The organism is Rhodococcus sp. IEGM 27 (genome assembly GCF_033142305.1).
GTDB classification, from domain to species: domain Bacteria; phylum Actinomycetota; class Actinomycetes; order Mycobacteriales; family Mycobacteriaceae; genus Rhodococcus_F; species Rhodococcus_F oxybenzonivorans.
Window position 1 is genome coordinate 366,147 of record NZ_JAWLSG010000006.1, and the last position, 19,799, is coordinate 385,945.

The window sequence follows — 19,799 nt, forward strand, 5'->3', positions numbered from 1 at the left end:
GCGGCTCGCGGACCGGGGCGAGAACCCGAGCGAGGAGACCGAAAAGTGTGCGGACGGTACGCCAGCACCACCACGGACAAGGAACTGCGGTCCATCTTCGAGGTCGCCGAAATCGTCGGTGAGGAGCTGGGTCCGTCCTACAACGTCGCTCCCACCCAGCAGGTCCGGGTCGTGCTGGAACGCCCACCGCGTGCCGAACCCGACGCCGACCCCGTCCGTCAGCTCCGGACGGCGAAGTGGGGGCTGGTGCCGCCGTGGGCGAAGGACGTCAAGATCGGCAACAAGCTCATCAACGCCAGATCCGAGTCGATCACGGAGAAGCCCGCATTTCGGAAGGCCGCCGTCCGACGGCGCTGCATCATTCCCGCCGACGGTTACTACGAATGGTTGAAGCGAGACGACGGCACCAAGATTCCGTACTTCCTGCACGGCGACGGGGTGCTGGCGATGGCCGGCCTCTACGAACTGTGGCCCGACCCCTCCCTTCCGGAGGACGACCCGAACAGGTGGCTCTGGACCACCACGGTGCTCACCACCCAGGCCACCGACGTCCTCGGCCACATTCACGACCGTTCACCGGTGGTCCTGCCACCGAGCTTCCAGGAACACTGGCTCGACCCCACCCTGACCGAGCGCGAACAGGTCGATGCCCTGATCGCGTCGATTCCCGAGCCCCGTCTCGAGCCGTACGAGGTGAGTACCGCCGTCAACTCCCCGCGCAACAACGGACCCGAACTGCTCGAGCCCGTGTGACGGGTCCGTTCCAGCGCTCGTTCAGGTGGCGTGTCATGCTGGCCGGATGAACGCCGAACTCCCAGTGGCCCCGCGCGTCGTCACCCGCTGGCACCAGGTGGTCGACAACCACGACCTGGGCGCCCTCGACGCCCTGATTGCGGAAGACGCGGTGTTCTCCTCCCCCGCCGTGTTCACACCGCAAGAGGGAAAAGCAAAGGTCCTCGCGTACCTGCGCGCGGCACTCACGGTGTTCACCGGCACCGGCTTCCACTACCGCGAGGAGTGGTACGGCGACGGCTCCGCCGTCCTCGAGTTCGCCACCGAACTCGACGGCGTCCATGTGCACGGCGTCGACATAGTGCACTGGAATGACAACGACCAGATCACGTCGTTCACGGTGATGGTCCGCCCGGTGAAAGGTCTGCAAGCGCTCATTCCGCTGATGGCCGCCCAGCTCTACCAGTCCTAGAACCCCGCACAGCAAGGAGCTTTCATGAGCCTGCCCCCCATTCTCCGAGACCGGTTGCGCCTGCCCGTCGTGGCCTCGCCGATGTTCATCGTGTCCGGTCCCGACCTGGTGATCGCCCAGTGCACCTCGGGTGTGGTCGGCTCTTTCCCATCCCTCAACGCCCGGCCGCAGCCGGTACTGCGCGAGTGGCTCACCCGCATCACCGAAGAGCTCGCCAAGCACGACGCCAACAACCCGGAGTCACCGTCCGCACCCTTCGCGGTGAACCTGATCGTGCACAAGAGCAATGACCGGCTCGACGAGGACCTCGCCACCGTCGTCGAGTTCGAGGTCCCGATCGTCATCACCTCCCTCGGCGCCCGCACCGACGTCAACGAAGCCGTCCATTCCTACGGCGGCATCGTTCTGCACGACGTCATCAACAACAGGTTCGCGAAGAAGGCCGTCGAGAAGGGGGCCGACGGCCTGATCGCCGTCGCCGCGGGTGCGGGTGGACACGCAGGCACCCAGTCACCGTTCGCGTTGCTGCAGGAAATCCGCGAATGGTTCGACGGCCCCGTGTTGCTGTCCGGCTCGATCGCCCACGGACGTTCGGTACTCGCCGCGCAGGCCGCCGGCGCCGATCTCGCCTACATTGGGTCAGCCTTCATCGCCACCGACGAGGCCAACGCCGACGCCGCCTACAAGCAGATGATCGTCGACTCCACCGCCTCGGACATCATCTACTCCAACCTCTTCACCGGGGTGTACGGAAACTACCTCCGCGGCAGCGTCGAGGCCGCCGGATACGATCCCGCAGCCCTCCCGGTGTCGGATTCCAGCGCGATGGATTTCGGTACCAACGAAAAGTCGGAGTCCAAGGCGTGGCGCGACATCTGGGGTGCCGGTCAGGGAATCGGCGCCGTCGACGCAGTCGTCCCGGCGGCCGAGGTTGTCGAGCGGCTCACTCGGGAGTACGCCGACGCGAGGTCCCGCCTGCTCTAGGCGCTCCGCGCCTGTGAGTGGTTAAGGAGTCCAGAGACTCGTTAACCACTCACAGGCGGCGGAGCCGCCTACTGTGACGCGATATCGCGCCCGATGATTTCCTTCATGATCTCGGTGGTTCCGCCGTAGATCGTCTGGATACGGCTGTCGACGTACGCGCGGCCGATGGGGTACTCCATCATGTACCCGTAGCCGCCGTGCAGTTGGACGCAGCGGTCGACCACTCGCTTCTGTAGTTCACTGGCCCACCACTTGCCCTTCGACGCGTCGACGGCGGTGAGTTCGCCTGCGTTCAGGGCGAGTACGCAGCGGTCGATGTGCGATTCGGTCACCTCGATCTCGGTCAGCATCTCCGCCAGCGCGAACCGGGTGTTCTGCAGATCGCCGATCGGCTTGCCGAACGCCTTCCGCTCGAACACGTAGTCCCTGGTCCACTGGTATGCCGCCTTCGCCGCGGCGATCGCGTTGACCGCGATCGAAATACGTTCGAGTGGAAGGTTTTCCATGAGATGGATGAAACCGCGCCCCTCGCTGCCGAGCAGATTGGTCGCGGGCACCCGCACGTCCTCGAACACGAGCTCCGCCGTGTCCTGACCGGCCAAGCCGACCTTGTGCAGCTTGCGACCACGACCGAAGCCGGGCATGCCCCGCTCCACGACGAAAAGCGAGAACCCCTTGGAACCGGCGTTCGGGTCGGTGCGGGCGACGACGATGACGAGGTCGGAGTGAATGCCGTTGGTGATGAACGTCTTCTGGCCGTTGATCACCCACTCGTCACCATCCCGCACCGCGGTGGTCTTCACGCCCTGCAGGTCGCTGCCGGCGCCAGGCTCGGTCATCGCGATGGCGCCGATCAGCTCACCCGCGGCCATGCCGGGCAGCCACCGCTGCTTCTGCTCGTCGGTGCCGAGGTTCACGATGTACGGGATGACGATGTCGTCGTGCACGCTCAGGCCCGAACCGAATGACGTCGTCGCCGTGCGGGCGATTTCCTCGGCGACGACGTACCGAAACCGGTAGTCGGTGACGCCGGAACCGCCGAACTCCTCCGGCGCACCGAGTCCGATTAGCCCGGACTTGCCGGCCGCGAGCCACGCCGATCGGTCGATCAGCTTGTCGGACTCCCAGCGTTCGTAGTGGGGCTCGATCTCCCGGGCGAGGAACTCGCGCACGGTCTCCCGGTACGCTTCGTGATCCTTCTCGAAGATAGTGCGCTGCATGGTCTCTCTCCTAGGATTCGGTCACACGCCGACGGAAACCGACAGGCCCGCGAGACGCTCCGCGATCAGTGCCTCCGCCTCGCGGACGATGCGTTCGACGAGTTCACCGGCAGTGGGGATGTCGTGGATGATGCCCTGGACGGTGCCGACGGTCCAGATACCCGCGTCGGTGTCGCCATTCTCGAACACGGTGCGCCCGCGGGCACCGGCGACCAGCTCACGAACGTCCTCGAACTTGCCGCCCCGATCGAGGATCTCCACGACCTCACGGCTCACGGTATTGCTCGCGACACGCGCCGTGTTACGCAGCGGCCGGAAGATCAACTCGGTGTCGGTCTCCTTGCCGGCGACGATCGCCTCCTTGATGTTCTGATGGATCGGAGATTCGGCGGTGCACATGAAGCGGGTACCCATGTTGATTCCGTCGGCGCCGAGGGCGAGTGCCGCGACCAATCCACGCGCGTCCGCGAACCCGCCCGACGCGACCATCGGGATGGTGATCTGTTCCGCGGCGGCCGCGATGAGCACCAGCCCGGGGATGTCGTCCTCGCCGGGGTGGCCGGCACATTCGAAGCCGTCGATGCTGATGCCGTCGACGCCGGTGTCCTGAGCCTTGATCGCGTGCCGCACGCTGGTGCACTTGTGCAGCACCTTCACGCCTGCGGCGTGGAAGTCGGGTAGATGGGGGGCGGGGTTGGAACCGGCCGTCTCGACGATCTTGACTCCGGATTCGATGATGACCTGCCGGTACTCCTCGTACGGCGGCGGCGTGATCGCCGGCAGAATCGTCAGGTTCACACCGAAGGGCTGGTCGGTGAGCTCGCGGGTGCGGGCGATCTCCTTGGCGAGGTCCTCCGGAGTGGGCTGGGTCAGCGCGGTGAGCAGGCCCAGCGCACCGGCGTTGGCGACGGCGGCGACGAGTTCTGCGCGGCCGACCCACTGCATGCCGCCTTGAACGATCGGATGGCGGACGCCGAAGGTTTCGGTAAACGCTGTGGAAAGCATGGGACGGCTCCTCTGGGAAACGGTCAGTGGGCGGGTCGGTATCCGACAGTGTGGAGAGCGATGTCGACGTAACGCTCGGCGACCTGCTCGGGGGTCAGTGCCCCACCGAGCTGGTACCACCGCGGAATCGACTGGAACATCCCGAGGAGAGCGCGCACGGTCTCCGCTACGTTGGTGGCCGAGAACGCACCTACGGCAACCCCCTCGGACACCACGTCGATCACCATGAGCTCGAGGCGTTTTCGCGTGGCCGCGTACCGACTTCGGCTGTCCACGGAGACGTGCCGCAACTCGGTGTCGAGGCCGACGTGCCGCACCCGGTTCGTCATGTACAGGACGATCGCCTCGACGACGTTGGAAAATTGCGCGACCACATCGTCGCCGGCCTCGCGGGCGGCTGCCTCCGCGCGATCGTTGAGTTCGCGCATTTGCAGTTCGAACAGTGCCACGAGAACGGCTTCCTTGCTCTCGTGGTGGTAGTACAGGGCGGGGACGGTCACCCCGACACGACGGGCGATCTGCCGCACCGTCGTGCCGTGGTAACCGTTCTCGTTGAACAACTCCAGTGCCTGCTCGAGGATGGGCGTCAGCGGCAGGGCCTCGAAGGTCCGCCAGTCGGCGAACATCGGCTCCGTGGTGATTGTCCCGTTCTCGCGCGGCAGGGTCACAGGGTTGCCGATCAGCGCGGTGCCATGCGGATGGCGCCGTCGAGACGGATGGTCTCACCGTTGAGCATGGGGTTGGACACGATGTGCGCGGCCAGTGCGCCGTACTCGGACGGGTCGCCAAGACGCGACGGGTGGGGCACCTGCTGTCCGAGCGACTGCTGCGCGGCCTCGGGGAGGGAACCGAGCAGCGGGGTCTTGAACAGGCCCGGTGCGATGGTGTTGACGCGGATCAGCAGCGAGGCGAGGTCGCGGGCGATCGGCAGGGTCATGCCGACGACGCCACCCTTCGAGGCGGAGTATGCGGCCTGACCGATCTGGCCCTCGTAGGCGGCGACGGAGGCGGTGTTGATGATGACGCCGCGCTCGCCGTCGATCGGCTCATTCTTCGAGATGCGCTCGGCAGCAAGACGGATCACGTTGAACGTGCCGATCAGGTTGACGGTGACGATCTTGGTGAAATCGGTCAGCGGGAACGCGCCGTTCTTGCTGACGGTCTTGATGGCGTTGCCGATACCGGCGCAGTTGACGGCCACCCGCAGCGGGCCGAGGGACTCCGCGACGTCGAGGGCAGCGGACACGTCGGCCTCGCTCGTGACATCGCCTGCGGCGAAGCGGACGCGGTCGCCGAGTTCCTTGGCGACGGTCTCACCGTTGGAGGAGGGCAGGTCGACGATGACGACGCTGGCGCCGTCGGCGAGCAGGGCCTTGGTGGTAGCGAGTCCGAGGCCGGAGGCGCCGCCGGTGACGAGTGCAACGCTGTCGTTGACGATCATGTTGTGCCTTTCGAAATTCAGGAGTTGTCGGAAACGGTGATCAGATGCGTTCGATGATGGTGGCGTTGGCCATGCCCGCGCCCTCGCACATCGTCTGCAGGCCGTAGCGTCCGCCGGTGGCCTCGAGCTGGTTGACCAGTGTGCCGAGCAGGCGGGTGCCCGAGGAGCCGAGCGCGTGGCCGAGGGCGATCGCACCGCCGCGGGGGTTCAGCTTGGCCGGGTCGGCACCGAACTCGTGTGCCCACGCCAGCGGCACCGGGGCGAACGCCTCGTTGACCTCGTAGGCGTCGATGTCGTCGATGCTCAGCCCCGACTTCGCGAGGATCTTCTTCGTCGCCGGGATCGGGGCGGTGAGCATGAAGACCGGGTCATCGCCCGCAACGGAGAACGAGTGGAACCGCGCCCGCGGGGTCAGGCCCAGCTTGGCGGCCATCTCCTCGCTCATGATCAGTGCACCGGACGCACCGTCGGTCAGCGGGGACGAGTTGCCCGGGGTGATGTGCCACTGCGCCTCGGGGAACCGGGCCGCGTACTTTTCGGAGTAGAACGACGACTTCAGCCCGGACAGCCCCTCGGCGGTGGTCGAGGCGCGCACGGTCTCGTCGACGAGGTGCGTCACCGTCTCACCGGCCGCGTTGGTCACCTCGATCGGCAGGATCTCCTTGTCGAACAACCCCTTCGCGGCGGCGTCGGCGGCGCGGCGATGCGACTCGGCCGAGTAGGCGTCGAGGGTGTCGCGGTCGAACTTCCACTTGGCGGCGATCAGTTCGGCGGAGATTCCCTGGTTGACCAGGCCCTCGGGGTAACGGGCCGCGATGCCCGGGCCGGACGTGTCCTGCCCGAGGGTCGTCGTGCCCATCGGCACGCGGGACATCGACTCGACACCCGCGGCGATCACGATGTCGTAGGCGCCGGCGATAACGCCCTGCGCAGCGAAGTGCGCCGCCTGCTGGCTCGAACCGCACTGGCGGTCGATGGTGGTGGCCGGGACCGAATCGGGGAAGCCCGCCGACAGCACCGCGGTGCGGGAAATGTTGAGAGCCTGCTCGCCGGCCTGACCGACGCAGCCACCGATCACGTCGTCGACCTGCGCGGGGTCGATGCCGTTGCGCTCGACGAGGCTGCGCAGCACGTGCGCGAGGAGTTCCACCGGGTGGGTGCCGGACAGCGCGCCGCCCGGCTTGCCCTTGCCGGAGGCGAGGCGGACGACGTCCACGATGACAGCGTTGGTCATGAGAGTTCCCTTTCGAGGAGGAGAAAAAGTGGTTGCGGCCCGGTGTCCGGGGTCGACAGAACACCGGGCCGAGTCCTGATGCCGTGAGTACTTCTTAACCGCCCGCGGTTAAGAAGTACTCACAGGCCCGAAGGGCGCAGTCAGCGGCCCTGCCACACCGGCTGGCGTTTCTCGGCGAACGCGGTGGGCCCTTCCTTGGCATCCGCGCTGGAGAACACGACGGCGATCGCGGCGTTGTTCGCCTCCCACGCCCGGTCGCCCCAGTCGTCTTCGGTGGCGGTCCGGTGGATCATCGCCTTCGATTCGCGCACCGACAGCGGCGCGTTCGCGGCGATCTGCTCGGCGAGTTCGAGCGCGACGTCGAGGGCGGTGCCGGCCGGGGCGACCCGGTTGACCAGGCCCAATTCCTTGCCCTGCGCCGCGGTGATCGGCTCGCCGGTGAGCGCGATCTCCAGCGCGACCTTCTTCGGAATCTGCTGCTGCAGACGGATCACTCCGCCCGCGGCCGCGAACAATCCTCGCTTGACCTCGGGCAACCCGAGAGCCGCCCCTTCATCGACGACCGCGAGGTCACTGGCGAGCACCAGTTCGGTGCCACCGCCCAGGGCGAACCCGTTGACCGCGGCGATGGTCGGCTTGCTGATCCAGTGCTGCGCGTATCCGGCGAAACCCCACTCCGGATGCCCCTCCGCGGAGATGGCCTTACCGACAGAGAGTTCCTTGAGGTCCGCTCCGGCGCAGAACGCGCGACCGGACCCGGTGATCACGACGACCCGCACCTCGGGGTCGTTCTCGGCCTGCTCGAGCAGATTGCCCACCGCGGTCGACAATGCGCCGTTCACTGCGTTGAGCGCCTTGGGGCGGTTCAGCGTGATGATGCCGATGCCTCCACGCCGCTCCCACAATGCGGCTGCCTCCGTCGTCTCCGTCATTTCCGGCACGTCTCACCCTCCGACTCACGCATGATTACTGATCGCTCGTTAAAGTTAGTACCACGGCGCAGCGTCACGGTCAATGGCGGACCTTACCTAGCGCACGTTAAGTCGCGTCTGGTATGGATAGTCCAGGGACCGACGGAGGAGATCACCACGTGTATGCCCAGCAACTGACTGCCCAATCCGGACCGAGCGGTGTCCGGCTCGCCGAGATCGACGAACCCGACGGATCCGGTCTCGTCGTCGTCGATATGCACGCCGCCGGGGTGGCCTTTCCCGACCTGTTGCAGACCACGGGCAGCTACCAGGTGGTGCGCGACCTTCCGTGCGTGCTCGGTGTCGAGGGCGCCGGAGTGGTGCGAGAAGCTCCTTCGGACAGCGGTTTTCACGCCGGACAGCGGGTGGCGGTATTCGCCTCCGGCGGCGCGTGGCAGCAGACCGTGGCCGTGGAACCCCACTCCGTGTTTCGGTTGCCCGACTCGGTGTCGCTCGAAGCCGGCGCCGGTTTCCTTCTGAACTACCTCACCGTGCACTTCGCCCTGGACGAGCGCGCGCGGTTCCGCGCCGGCGAAACGGTTCTGGTCCATGGCGCCGCCGGGGGTGTCGGCGTAGCCGCACTTCAGGTGGCGGCCGCTCTGGGACTCGAGACGATCGCCGTGGTCAGCACCGAGGAGAAGGCCGGCATCGCGAAGGCCCACCGCGCCGACCACGTCGTCCTCCTCGACGGATGGAAGGACCGGGTCCGGGAAATCACTGGCGGCCGCGGAGTCGACATCATCCTCGACCCGGTGGGCGGCGACCGGTTCACCGACAGCCTGCGCAGCCTCGCGCCCAACGGGCGACTCGTGGTCCTCGGCTTCACCGGCGGCGAGATCCCCACGGTCAAGGTTAATCGACTTCTCCTCCGAAACATCTCGGTCCTCGGGGCCGGGTGGGCCGAGTACCTGCGCACCGATCCCGGCTACACGAAACGGCAGTGGGCCGCCCTGGAACCGCTACTCGAATCCGGTGCACTGCAGATCACCGAACCCACCATCTATGCGTTCGAACACGCTGCCGATGCCCTGCGTGCGCTCGAAACTCGCTCGGCCGCAGGCAAAATCACACTGTCCCTCCTCCCCCACGACACCGAAGGACCCTCATGACTTCCGACCTACCAGGTGTGGACACGACCGTCGACAACGGCGTCCTCCGCATCACGCTCGACCGGCCCTCCCGCATGAATGCCGTCACCACCGAAACACTCGACGCCGTTGCGGACGCGTTGGAAAAATTCTCGGGTGACGCCGAGGTGCGGGTCGCCGTACTCACCGGGGCCGGCCGGGCATTCTGCACGGGCGCCGACCTGGCGACGAGTACCGACGTGTCGGGCCCGCCCTCCACCGCCACGATCGACGCCGCCAATCGCGTCGTCGCCGCGGTCCGGGCGTTCCCCTGTCCCGTGATCGGCGCCGTCAACGGTCCCGCAGCCGGTGTCGGTGTTTCCCTCGCACTGGCCTGCGATCTCGTTGTCGCTACCGAATCGAGTTACTTCCTGCTGGCGTTCACGAAGGTGGGTCTGATGCCGGACGGAGGCGCCACCGCCCTCGTCGCCGCATCGATCGGTCGAGCCCGCGCCATGAGAATGGCCCTACTGGCCGAACGTCTTCCGGCGAGGGACGCCCTCGACGCCGGTTTGATCTCGGACGTCTATTCCGACGACGAGTTCGCCGCCTCGGTGGATGCCCTCACCCGACGTCTCGCCGACGGACCGCCGCAGGCCCTCCACCTCACCAAAGACGCCGTCAACGATGCCACGCTGACCGAACTCGACAGCGCCTTTGCCCGCGAGCGCACGGGACAGCAAGTGCTGCTCGCCGCACCCGACTTTGCGGAAGGCGTAGCGGCATTCCAGGAGAAGCGGCCGGCAGTGTTCGGCCGGGCCTGAGGAGTTCCGAGACGGTCGGCGGCCGACCCTCGCCCACAGTGCGAATCAGGAAGTCGATCTGGTCGGCCACCACCTTCTCGAAGAGATCACCGAAGTAGACGTCGAAGTGACCGCCCGGGTACACGCGTACCTCGGCATCCGGGGTCTTGGCCGCGGCCTTCAGCGCACTGCGTGTGAAGGTGACGACGTCGTTGTCGGCGATGGCGAAGAAGACCGGACAGCCGATCTGCGCGACCGCCCTGGTCGGCCGGTAGAGCGCCGCCTGCAGCGCGACGCGTCCGGGAGTTTCGTTGCGCCACGTCGAACCGGGCGGGTCCATGGCGCGATATCCCGGCTCCGCATCGGGGGTGGTGATGGCCGCGAACGACCCCGGCGGCCCGACCACGGGGAACATGTGCGGCGGCCGACGTCGTAACTGCGCGAGCCGATCCCGCAGGTAGGCGACCGACATGCGGGCCAACCCCGCGATGCCGAGCCTGCGAAGGTTCGTCAGCCCGTCGACGTACGGCACCTGCGACACCACGGCCGCCACCCGGTGATCCCGCGCCGCCGTCGTCAGGACGAGACCGCCGGCCAGCGAGGTGCCCCAGATCGCGATGCGGTCGGGGTCGATCTCGGGACGACTGCGCACGTAGTCGAGAGCGCTGGCCCAGTCGACGAGCTGACTGTCGAGGTCGAGGAGTTGCCGCGGTTCCCCTTCGCTGGCACCGAAGTAGCGGTAGTCGAAGACCAGTACCGCGAATCCCGCGGCCGCGAACCGCTCGGCGTACGCGTCGAGTCGTTGTTCACGCACGCCGCTCCAGCCGTGCGCCAGCACGACACACGGAAGCACCGCCGAGGTGGGCGATGGGGGGCGGTACAGCCAGGCGGCGCAGCGCTGTCCGCCGGAGGAGAACTCCACGTTCTCACGCCGGATGTCAGGGCAGGGGTGTTCGGCTGGTGTCGGCCGAGAATTCATGAGGGGCGCCTCCGCGGGTGTAGCCATCACCCACAGCCTCCCCCCGGGCGTCCACCGAAGACAGGCACCCCAGGATGGGTAAACCGACCACCCTGGGGTGAAGTCCGCGTCCCGGTGCCGCCGTCGTGCGTGCTACCTGCCTGGCACGTACTGCAGCGCCTTCACGAACGGTGGCATGATCTTGGCCCACACCTTGGGCGGCAATCCGCGTGGTCCGCCGAGATTGAGAATGCGGGTGGTGGCGATGGTCTGGGGTTCGGTGTACTTGAGGAGCCCGTCCGCACCGTGGCGGCGCCCGACCCCGGACACTCCCATGCCGCCCATCGGCGCGCCGGTGCTGCCCCAGGCGGGGGCATAGCCCTCGTCGACGTTGACCGTTCCGGCGTGGATACGCGCCGCGATGGCCTCGCCCTCCGCCTTGGTTCCCGCCCACACGCTGGCGTTGAGCCCGTATTCGGTGTCGTTGGCGCGTTCGATCGCCTCGTCGACGTTCGCCACCGGGTACACCGACACCAGCGGTCCGAACGTTTCCTCGCGGTAGCACTCGGCGTCCTCGGGAACTCCGGTGAGGACGGTCGGCTCGTAGAACAGCGGCCCGAGATCGGGGCGCGCCTTGCCGCCGGCCACCACGGTGGCACCCTTGACCACGGCGTCGTCGACGTGGCTGGACACCGCCTTCACCTGCGCCTCCGACACCAGGCTGCCCATTTCGATACCGAAGTCGTAGCCGGCGCCCAGTGACATGTTGCGCACCCGCTCACCGAACATCCGGGTGAACTCGGGGGCGATGGATTCTTCCACGTAGATGCGCTCGATCGAGATGCACAGCTGGCCGGAGTTCGAGTAGCAGGCGCGCACGGCGGCATCGGTGACCTCGCGGAGGTTGGCACCGGCAGTGACGATCATCGGGTTCTTGCCCCCGAGTTCTGCGGAGAAACCGATGAGCCGGCGACCGGCTTGCTCGGCGAGAAGCTGCCCGGTCTGCGAGGACCCCGTGAACATCATGTACTCGGTGTTCTCGACGAGCGCCGTGCCGACGACCGAGCCCGGCCCGGGGACCACGGCGAACAGGTCACGCGGGAGTCCCGCCTTGTAGAGCAGGTCGACGCAGGCCAGGGCGCAGTACGGCGTCTGACTGTCCGGCTTGAGCACCACCGCATTGCCGGCGAGGAGGGCCGCGATGGCGTCGGACACCGCGAGGGTCATCGGATAGTTCCAGGGAGAGATGACGCCGACGACACCCTTGGGCTGGTATCGCACCACGGTCTTGGTGAGCACCGGCAGCATCCCCGAGACGCGGCGGGGGCGGAGCAGCTTCGGTGCGACACGCGCGTAGTGGCGGGCCGTCATCGAGATGTCGAGGATCTCCTCCTGGGCGGCCGTGCGAGACTTCCCGGTCTCTGCCTGCGCCATGTCCATCAAAGCGTCGCGGTTCTCGAGCACCAGTTCGCGGTACCGGTGGAAGATGGCGGCCCGTTCGGTGACCGGCCGCTGTGCCCAGTCCTTCTGCGCTACCCGGGCACGAGCGATGGCATCGACGGCGTCCTGGGCGGTACCGATCGGGACGGTCGCCAGTTCCTTGCCCGTGAATGCCTCGACGACGGAACGGGTCGGGCGATCCGCCGCCTCGGGGATGGCGATGAGATCAGCGAGCCGCGCGAATGTGGCGGCGGACGGAACAGGCATGACGTACCCCTACTGGTTAGTAGTTTTTGCGGTTACACATAACCTACCTGCTTGGTGCGCCAAGTCACAGGGGCGGATGGCTAGTGCCGGTCTTCGAGCCCGACGGCCTCCCGCAACTTCTCCTCCGCCTTCTTCAGCTCGGGGTTGTCCTGGGCGGAGGAATCGAGCAGGGCGGCGAGCGCCTCGGCGATCACGTTCAGTTTCTCCTGCAGAGCCTCCGTGGCACGGCGGCTGGCATTCTCGAGCAGGACCACGAGGAGCAACGTGAAGACGGCGCCGACGGTGTGGATGGCGATCTGCCACTCGTGAAGGTCCTTCCAGAGCGGAATGCTGACGACCCACAGCGCGACCACTCCGGCTCAGATCCCGAAGAACGGCGCCTGGCTGACCCGGAGTTCGATCTGCTCCACGAACCTATCGAACGCCGAACGCTGATCGGTGGGCTGCTGACGTGCAGCCTTCGCGTTGCGCACCATCTTCGGAGTCTAGGCTCAGCTGCCACTCCCGATATGGCCGTTTCAACACATCACAACGTTGAGGGCGAGGCCTCCGGTCGACGTCTCCTTGTACTTGTCGGACATGTCGATACCCGTCTGCCGCATCGTCTCGATGACGGTGTCCAGGGACACGAGATGTGTGCCGTCGCCGCCCAGTGCCATTCGGGCCGCGCTCAGTGCCGTCACCGCCGCGATCCCGTTCCGCTCGATGCAGGGAATCTGGACGAGCCCACCGACCGGGTCGCAGGTCAGACCGAGGTGGTGTTCCATCGCTATCTCAGCGGCGTACTCCACCTGGGCCGGCCGGCCGCCGAGCGCCGCGCACAGTGCCCCCGCCGCCATGGCGCACGCCGATCCGACCTCGCCCTGACAGCCGGCCTCCGCTCCCGAGATGGAGGCATTCGCCTTGACCAGCGATCCTATCGCGGTGGCGGTGAGCAGGAACGCGCGCATGTTCGCCCTGCCGTCGGCGAGGAACTGCTCGTAGTACCGTCCGACCGCCGGGATGATCCCGGCCGCCCCGTTCGTCGGTGCCGTGACGACGCGGCCACCGGCGGCGTTCTCCTCGTTGACGGCCATCGCGTACGTCTGCAGCCGGGCGATCGCGTCGTCGCCTGTGGACCCGAGTCGCCGGAAGAGACCGGGGGCCCGCCGCGTGACGTCGAGCCCGCCCGGCAGCCGCCCTTCGGTGGAGACGCCGGCCACGATACACGACACCATGGCCGACCAGATGCGGTCGACCGACTCCCCGATCCGCTCGGCGCCGATCAGCGCGGCCTCGTTCGCTCCCGCGACGTCGGCGATGCTCATCCCGGTCGCGTCGCAGATCTTCAGCAGCTCGTCCGCGGTCGTGAAAGGGAACGGCACGGCGGGCCGGCTGTCGAGGAGGGAAGGATCGGCATCCTCCGGGACGACGAATCCGCCGCCGACGGAGTAGAACACCCGGTCGGTGAGTGCGGAGCGGGCGCCATCGAAGGCACGCAGTCGCAATGCGTTCGCGTGCAACGGCATCCGGGTGAGCGGCGCGAACACCATGTCCCGCTCTCGCACGACCACCGGGTGCTTCCCTCCGAGGTCGACGGTGGCGCCGTCGCCGAGCCTTCGCCACCCACCGCGGACGTTCTCGGGATCGCACGTCTCCGGCCGGGCGCCGGCCAGCCCGGCGACGACGGCATCGGGTGTTCCGTGCCCGATTCCTGTCGCCGCCAGGGCGCCGTAGAGAACGCAGTCCACCCTCTCGATCTGGTCGAGCCGACCGGACGCATACAGATCGTCCACGAAGTCGGCTGCCGCACGCATCGGGCCGACGGTATGCGAACTGCTGGGCCCGATGCCGAGGGAGAACAGGTCCGTCAGGGAAACATAGGCACTCATGCCCAGCTCGCGGCCCGGGTGAAGCCCTCCGGCCGTTCCGCTTGCAGTCGCAGCAGGTCACCACGGACCTCTGCGTCGAGCGCGACGTCGAGCACCGTCCACACCAGGGCCGTCGCACCGTCCAGGATCGCCGCATCGGCGGCGGGACTTGCTGCGGCGTCGGCGAAATCGGCGTTGTGCGGGATCGCAGTGCTTCCGAGTACCGCGATCGCGGGATGGATGGACGGCACCACCTGGGACACGTTGCCCATGTCGCTGGACCCACCGCCCAGTGCGGCCGACGTCAACTCGCGACCGGTGGCCCGCAGGTTCCGGTCCCAGATTTGCGCGAGCACCGGATTCTGAACCATCGGCGCGTACGGCGGTTCCGTCGCCGCGTACGTCCACTCGCATCCGGTGGCGAGTGCGCCTGCCTCGAAGCAGGCGAGCACCCGCTCCTTCACCTCACGCCACTCGTCGATCTCCGGTGCCCGCACCTCCACCTGTACGACCGTCCTGGCGGGGATGATGTTGGTGACGTCTCCCCCGTGCGAGACGAACGCGTTGACGCGGGTCTTCGCCCGGAACTGCTGGCGGACCAGCCCGAGGGCACCCAGCGCGATCGTCGCCGCGGCGCCGGCGTTGATCCCGTGCTCGGGTGCGCCGGCGGCGTGCGCGGCGCGCCCGGTGAACGTCACCTCGAACCGGTCGACGGCCTGCATCCACAGCGAGGTGCAGGGCATATCCGTCCCCGACGCACCGTGGACCATCAGGGACAGAGTCGCGTCCTCCCATGCACCGGCTTCGAGCATGGGGATCTTGCCGCCGCCGTGCTCCTCGGCGGGTGTGCCGAGGAGCTTGATCCGGAGGCCGGCCTCGTCGGCCACCGCGGCGAGCGCGAGGGCCGCGCCGACTCCCGCGGCCGCGATCATGTTGTGCCCGCACGCGTGCCCGACCTCGGGCAGCGCGTCGTACTCGGCGCAGATCGCGACGGTGAGGTCACCATCGCCGTATACGGCCTCGACGGCGGTGTCGAGTCCGTAGGCACCGACGGTGGTATCGAAACCGGCCTGGCGCATCGTGTCCCCGACGAGCGCGGCGGCGTGATGCTCCTCGAACGCGATCTCGGGGGTGTCGTGAATGCGATGACTGATTTCGAGCAGTTCCTTCTCGCGGCTCCGGAGTACCTGCGCCGCAGTGTCCTTCAACGATTCCGCGTGCGGGCCGGTGGTGGGGCTTGTGGAGGTGGCGAGAGTCATGTGGGGTTCCTTCCTGGTGGTGGCGACCGGGCGGTCAGACGGCGACGCTGTCGCGCAGTGGCGGGGCGATGACCCCGTCGGGAAGCGGTGAATCGTACGGCGTCTCGGAGGTGCGGGTAGTGAACTCCTTGCGCGCCGAGGCGAGTAGTTCGGCGTCCGTCAGGAGGTCCACGGCGGTCGCGGCCATGAGCTTGGCGGCATGGATCATCCCCTTGTGCGCGGCGGGAAGCTTGCCCTGGGCGACCATCTGCCACGAGTGGGCAGCGGTGCCGGCGCTCACGCACGCCGTGGCGCACTGCACGAGCGGCGTCACCCAACTGACGTCGCCGAGGTCGCTGGATCCGGTCATCGTCGGCCGCGGCGTGCGGGCGTCGAACGTGACGATCCCGGTGTGCAGAGCGCTTCCGTCACCCTCTAATTCACCGCCAAGCGTGCTCGCTGTGCGCCCGGATGCCGTCGCGGTGGTGAACGCCGACGCGGACTCCAGGTCGGTGTCGTCGAAGGGAACCGGCCCGAGTTCGCGGAGCCGCTCCTGCATCGAGTCCTCGAGGACGACGTTGGGCAGGATGTCCGAGCAGCCGCCGTCGATCTCGATCTCGACCGAGGTCTCGGTCATCAGCGCGGCGCCCTCGGCGATCTTCGTCACGCGTGCGAACAACTCGCGCATGCCGGCCACGTCGGGCGATCGCACCAGGTAGTAGGCCTCGGCGGTCGCCTGGACAACGTTGGGCGAGCGGCCACCGGTGTCGAGGATCGCGTAGTGGATCCGGCAGTCCGACGGCATGTGCTCCCGCAGGAAGTTGGTGCCCACGTTCATCAATTCCAGTGCATCGAGTGCGCTGCGGCCGCGTTCGGGGGAGACGCCGGCATGTGAGGCGATGCCGGTGAACCGGACGTAGGCCTGGATGTAGGCGAGTGTCCGGATCCGCTGCACAGTGGTGGTATCGCCGGGGTGCCACGACACCGCCGCGTCGACGTCCGTGAATGCACCCTCCTTGACCATGAACGTCTTCCCGGCGGCGGCCTCCTCGGCGGGGCAGCCGTAATAGCGGACCGTTCCCGGGAGATCATTCGCGTCGAGGTAGCGCTTGACGGCGGTCGCGGCGAGGAGGGACCCGCCACCGAGGAGGTGGTGCCCGCAACCCTGCCCGTTGCCGGTTTCGTTGCCGGGCTCCGGTTCCGGCACCGCGCTTCCCGATTTCTGACTCAGCCCGGCGAGTGCGTCGTACTCACCGATGATCGCGATCACCGTTCCGCCGCTGCCGAATTCGGCGCTGAATGCGGTCGGGATGCCGGCCACCGATCGGGTGACCGTGAATCCCTCGGATTCGGCTACCGCGATCTGCGCATCGACGGAAGAGTGCTCTTCCCATCGCAATTCGGGATTGTCCCAGATGGCGTCGCTCAGTGCGGCGTACTGCGGACCGAGCTCGTCGATGGTGCCGAGGAGGTGGGGATCGACAGACACAGCAATTCCTTTCGTCGGGTGTCGCGGGAAATTGTCAGGCGGGTACTTGACGGTCATCGGCAAGTGGAGTCCTGTGGATCTCGGCGGTGGTCGTGGGTGTCCGGAGGGAGCGCGCCAGGAGGGCGGTGACGACGCACAGCGCCGCGCAGACCGCCCACACCACGTGATAGGCGCTCAGCGAGGGGATCGGTTTGCCACCGGCGGCGAGCGCCGGGTTGACCATGGTCGACATCACGAGGGCAAACACGGCCCCGGCCACGGCTCCCGCCGCGGTCCGGGAGGTGTTGTAGAGGCCGGACGCAATGCCGACGGAATCGGGCGGCGCCTGCTGCACGATGACGGTGGGCAGCACGCCGACCACCACTCCGCCACCCAGTCCCGCGATGAACAACCAGAGGGCGAACGTCGCGGGGTTGCCCGGAACGAGGATCATCAACACGTAGGAGACCGCGGAGAGGACCGCGCCCAGCGCGAGCGAGCCCGACACCGCGAGCGCCGATCGGGCGAGCCGATCGCTCACCGATGCGCCGACGAACATCGCAAGCGCGAACAGCGCCAGGATCAGACCGGTCACCGACGCGGAGACGCCCAGCCCGTAGCCGTTCGCCTCCGGTGTGGCCCGGAGGAACAGCGCACTGGGGGTCTGGGCACCGAACAACTGGGCGCCGAACAGCAGGGCCATCAGCATCGGCAACCGCATCCCTCGTCCGACGACCTCGAGATCCACGAGGGGGTGCTGGACTCGTCGTTCCACGAACACCCACAGGACGAGTACAGCGGTCCCGATCCCGATGGACGTCCACGTCAGGGTGCTCGTCCACCCCCAGACGCTCGCGTTGGAGACCCCGCCCAGTACACCGAGCAGACCCACCGTGAGCAGCACCGCCCCAGCCCAGTCGATGGTGCCCGCCTTGCGCACCGTCGTCTCCGGGACCAGGAAGAACACCACGGCCAGGCAGATCGTCATGAGGACGGCGGGCACGAGCAGCACGACGCTCACGTCGCCGATTACGGAGTCCAGGAGGAATCCGGACAGCAGCCCACCGACGGCGGCGCCCAAGGTCAGTGACCCGACGAGTCGACCGATGCTCCGGCCCGCGGTGGCCGCGTTGCGGTCTCGCACGATCGCGAACTCGAGCGGGAGAAACGCCGCAAGCGGTGCCTGCAGTGCCCGGCCCACGAGCAGCACTTCGAACGACGGCGCGAACGCGACGACGAACGATCCGAATGCGACGGAGGCGGTAGCGAAGACGAGAAGGCGTTTGTGCCCGAAGAGGTCACCGAGTTTGGCGATCAGGGGGACGCAGGCGGCCGTTCCCAGGAGATACATCGCGCTCACCCAGTTCAGGGCAGCGGACGACGCGTCGAAACGTTCGCCGATAGCCGGGAGCAGCGGGGAGAACCACCCCTGCAACAGCCCGCTGGCGAATTCCATGACCACGAGGAACCCGACCGCTGCCGTGGCAGCGTCGCCTCCCCGGATACGGCGCGAAGAGCTCATGTCGACTCCAAGAGGATGAGTGGAAAGGAACTGATGGAAGAGTGACTCCCCGTGAATTCCGTCGTGTAAATTTGCAGCATCCTCGGCATCAAAGGAACAATTTATGCAGGATTACGAGCCAGATGACGTCGATTTCGGACTCATGCATGCATTGCAGATCGAACCGCGAGCATCCTGGAAGGCGCTGGCACCGATCCTCGCCGTCGACCCCGTCACGTTGTCGCGGCGGTATCAGCGACTCCGCGAGACCGGCCTGATCTGGATCACCGGATACGACGCCGGAATTCCGGGACGCGGCGCGTTGATCGAAATCGAATGTGCGCCAGGACAATCGGTCGGCACCGCGAAGGCGATGGCGGAAGACCCCGTCGTCTCGGGCATCGACTTCACGGCGGGCGGCCGGGACCTCCTGCTCACGCTGATGACCCAGGATGCCGCGGACACGTCGCAATACCTGCTTTATCGGCTCGGGGACTACCCCGCGATCCGGCGAGCCCGGACCCACCTCATCACCGAGGTGCTGTTCGAGGCCGGGAACTGGCGGCTGCGCACCCTATCGGCGGAGCAGGCCGCGCAGGTTCCCGGTGCCAGACCGCCCCGCCCCCGCGCCGCGCGGACGGTCTCACTCGAGCTGAAACGCGTCATCCATCACGAACTCGGCATCGACGGCCGTGCATCGACCACCGCGATCGCGGAACGCGCCGGCGTCAGCAACCAGCGCATCACCGACGCGATCGCGACGATGCGGCGGGACGGCTCCCTCCGGCTACGCACCGATATCGCCCGCGCCTACTCCGAGTGGCCGATCTACGCCTGGTACTTCATGCAGGTTCCCGCGCCCCTCGTCGAGCGGCTGAGAACGTCGCTGGGCAGGATCGACGAAGTTCGCCTGGCGGTGCTCGTGGCCAGCGAATACAACCTGATCATGGCGGTGTGGTTGCGCACCCTCAACGACGTCCACCGGTTCGAACTGCTCCTCGAGAAGCTCCTGCCGGGAACCCGGGTGGCAGACCGGTCGGTGGTCATGCAGATCGGGAAGCATCTGGGGCACATACTGGACGACCGCGGCCGGGCCACGGGTCCGGTGGTGTCCATGGCTCCTCCTGCGCCGACGTGATCCCGCAGCT

The 19,799-nt window shown here is 67.4% G+C and carries 18 protein-coding genes and 1 pseudogene; 6 read left to right on the plus strand and 13 right to left on the minus strand.

Translation table 11 applies throughout. The features are described 5' to 3' along the window. The first annotated feature begins 45 nt into the window (after positions 1 to 45). Genes R4P95_RS22570 through R4P95_RS22580 form a run of 3 tightly spaced genes read left to right on the plus strand, consistent with a single transcriptional unit; the run spans position 46 to position 2,188 of the window. Positions 46 to 753: an SOS response-associated peptidase gene (locus tag R4P95_RS22570; RefSeq protein ID WP_213574875.1), complete on the plus strand. Its 708-nt coding sequence runs from the start codon at positions 46 to 48 to the stop codon at positions 751 to 753. 46 nt (positions 754 to 799) lie between these two features. Beyond that, positions 800 to 1,204, plus strand: coding sequence for a nuclear transport factor 2 family protein (locus tag R4P95_RS22575; protein ID WP_317745333.1), 405 nt, complete (start codon positions 800 to 802; stop codon positions 1,202 to 1,204). 24 nt (positions 1,205 to 1,228) lie between these two features. Then, the gene (locus tag R4P95_RS22580; RefSeq protein WP_317745334.1) at positions 1,229 to 2,188 is read left to right on the plus strand and encodes a nitronate monooxygenase family protein; all 960 of its coding nucleotides are present in this window, start codon (positions 1,229 to 1,231) and stop codon (positions 2,186 to 2,188) included. 68 nt (positions 2,189 to 2,256) lie between these two features. On the opposite strand, the gene R4P95_RS22585 is transcribed toward R4P95_RS22580, so the two are convergent. From R4P95_RS22585 to R4P95_RS22610, 6 genes are all read right to left on the minus strand, one after another. Continuing rightward, a complete protein-coding gene (locus tag R4P95_RS22585; RefSeq protein ID WP_317745335.1) occupies positions 2,257 to 3,408 on the minus strand; it encodes an acyl-CoA dehydrogenase family protein in 1,152 nt (383 codons plus the stop codon). Between the two features lie 21 nt (positions 3,409 to 3,429). Then, positions 3,430 to 4,413: an NAD(P)H-dependent flavin oxidoreductase gene (locus R4P95_RS22590; RefSeq protein WP_213574883.1), complete on the minus strand. Its 984-nt coding sequence runs from the start codon at positions 4,411 to 4,413 to the stop codon at positions 3,430 to 3,432. Positions 4,414 to 4,436: 23 nt separating this feature from the next. Beyond that, positions 4,437 to 5,039: a TetR/AcrR family transcriptional regulator gene (locus R4P95_RS22595; RefSeq protein ID WP_159926775.1), complete on the minus strand. Its 603-nt coding sequence runs from the start codon at positions 5,037 to 5,039 to the stop codon at positions 4,437 to 4,439. Positions 5,040 to 5,092: 53 nt separating this feature from the next. After that, on the minus strand, positions 5,093 to 5,854 hold the full coding sequence (locus tag R4P95_RS22600) for a 3-hydroxyacyl-CoA dehydrogenase (RefSeq protein ID WP_317745336.1): 762 nt from the start codon (positions 5,852 to 5,854) through the stop codon (positions 5,093 to 5,095). A gap of 40 nt (positions 5,855 to 5,894) precedes the next feature. Continuing rightward, positions 5,895 to 7,088: a thiolase family protein gene (locus R4P95_RS22605; RefSeq protein WP_213574889.1), complete on the minus strand. Its 1,194-nt coding sequence runs from the start codon at positions 7,086 to 7,088 to the stop codon at positions 5,895 to 5,897. 140 nt (positions 7,089 to 7,228) lie between these two features. Then, positions 7,229 to 8,029, minus strand: a complete 801-nt coding sequence (locus tag R4P95_RS22610) for a crotonase/enoyl-CoA hydratase family protein (protein WP_213574891.1) — start codon at positions 8,027 to 8,029, stop codon at positions 7,229 to 7,231. A gap of 149 nt (positions 8,030 to 8,178) precedes the next feature. Here R4P95_RS22610 and R4P95_RS22615 point away from each other — a divergent pair, with 149 nt between their 5' ends. Beyond that, the gene (locus tag R4P95_RS22615) at positions 8,179 to 9,168 is read left to right on the plus strand and encodes an NADPH:quinone oxidoreductase family protein (protein ID WP_317745337.1); all 990 of its coding nucleotides are present in this window, start codon (positions 8,179 to 8,181) and stop codon (positions 9,166 to 9,168) included. Next, positions 9,165 to 9,950 (plus strand): enoyl-CoA hydratase, encoded by a 786-nt coding sequence (locus R4P95_RS22620; protein ID WP_317745338.1) that lies wholly within the window; start codon positions 9,165 to 9,167, stop codon positions 9,948 to 9,950. The genes R4P95_RS22615 and R4P95_RS22620 overlap by 4 nt, the downstream gene beginning before the upstream one ends. Before the next feature lie 40 nt (positions 9,951 to 9,990). Here the strand turns inward: R4P95_RS22620 and R4P95_RS22625 are convergent. The 7 genes and pseudogenes from R4P95_RS22625 to R4P95_RS22655 all read right to left on the minus strand — a co-directional run. Further along, positions 9,991 to 10,908: pseudogene (locus R4P95_RS22625) on the minus strand (alpha/beta hydrolase); the annotation flags it as partial. 132 nt (positions 10,909 to 11,040) lie between these two features. Next, the gene (locus R4P95_RS22630) at positions 11,041 to 12,594 is read right to left on the minus strand and encodes a succinic semialdehyde dehydrogenase (protein WP_317745339.1); all 1,554 of its coding nucleotides are present in this window, start codon (positions 12,592 to 12,594) and stop codon (positions 11,041 to 11,043) included. A gap of 80 nt (positions 12,595 to 12,674) precedes the next feature. Then, entirely contained in the window at positions 12,675 to 12,947 is a 273-nt protein-coding gene (locus tag R4P95_RS22635) for a low affinity iron permease family protein (RefSeq protein ID WP_317745340.1), read from the minus strand. A gap of 165 nt (positions 12,948 to 13,112) precedes the next feature. Continuing rightward, a complete protein-coding gene (locus R4P95_RS22640) occupies positions 13,113 to 14,465 on the minus strand; it encodes an L-serine ammonia-lyase (protein ID WP_317745341.1) in 1,353 nt (450 codons plus the stop codon). Continuing rightward, the gene (locus tag R4P95_RS22645) at positions 14,462 to 15,703 is read right to left on the minus strand and encodes an amidohydrolase (RefSeq protein ID WP_317745342.1); all 1,242 of its coding nucleotides are present in this window, start codon (positions 15,701 to 15,703) and stop codon (positions 14,462 to 14,464) included. The genes R4P95_RS22640 and R4P95_RS22645 overlap by 4 nt, the downstream gene beginning before the upstream one ends. Before the next feature lie 34 nt (positions 15,704 to 15,737). Further along, positions 15,738 to 17,171 (minus strand): amidohydrolase, encoded by a 1,434-nt coding sequence (locus R4P95_RS22650; protein ID WP_317745343.1) that lies wholly within the window; start codon positions 17,169 to 17,171, stop codon positions 15,738 to 15,740. 34 nt (positions 17,172 to 17,205) lie between these two features. Further along, positions 17,206 to 18,672, minus strand: coding sequence for an MFS transporter (locus R4P95_RS22655; protein WP_317745344.1), 1,467 nt, complete (start codon positions 18,670 to 18,672; stop codon positions 17,206 to 17,208). Positions 18,673 to 18,775: 103 nt separating this feature from the next. On the opposite strand from R4P95_RS22655, the gene R4P95_RS22660 reads away from it, so the two are divergent. Beyond that, on the plus strand, positions 18,776 to 19,789 hold the full coding sequence (locus R4P95_RS22660) for an Lrp/AsnC family transcriptional regulator (protein WP_317745345.1): 1,014 nt from the start codon (positions 18,776 to 18,778) through the stop codon (positions 19,787 to 19,789). The last annotated feature ends 10 nt before the right edge of the window (positions 19,790 to 19,799 follow it).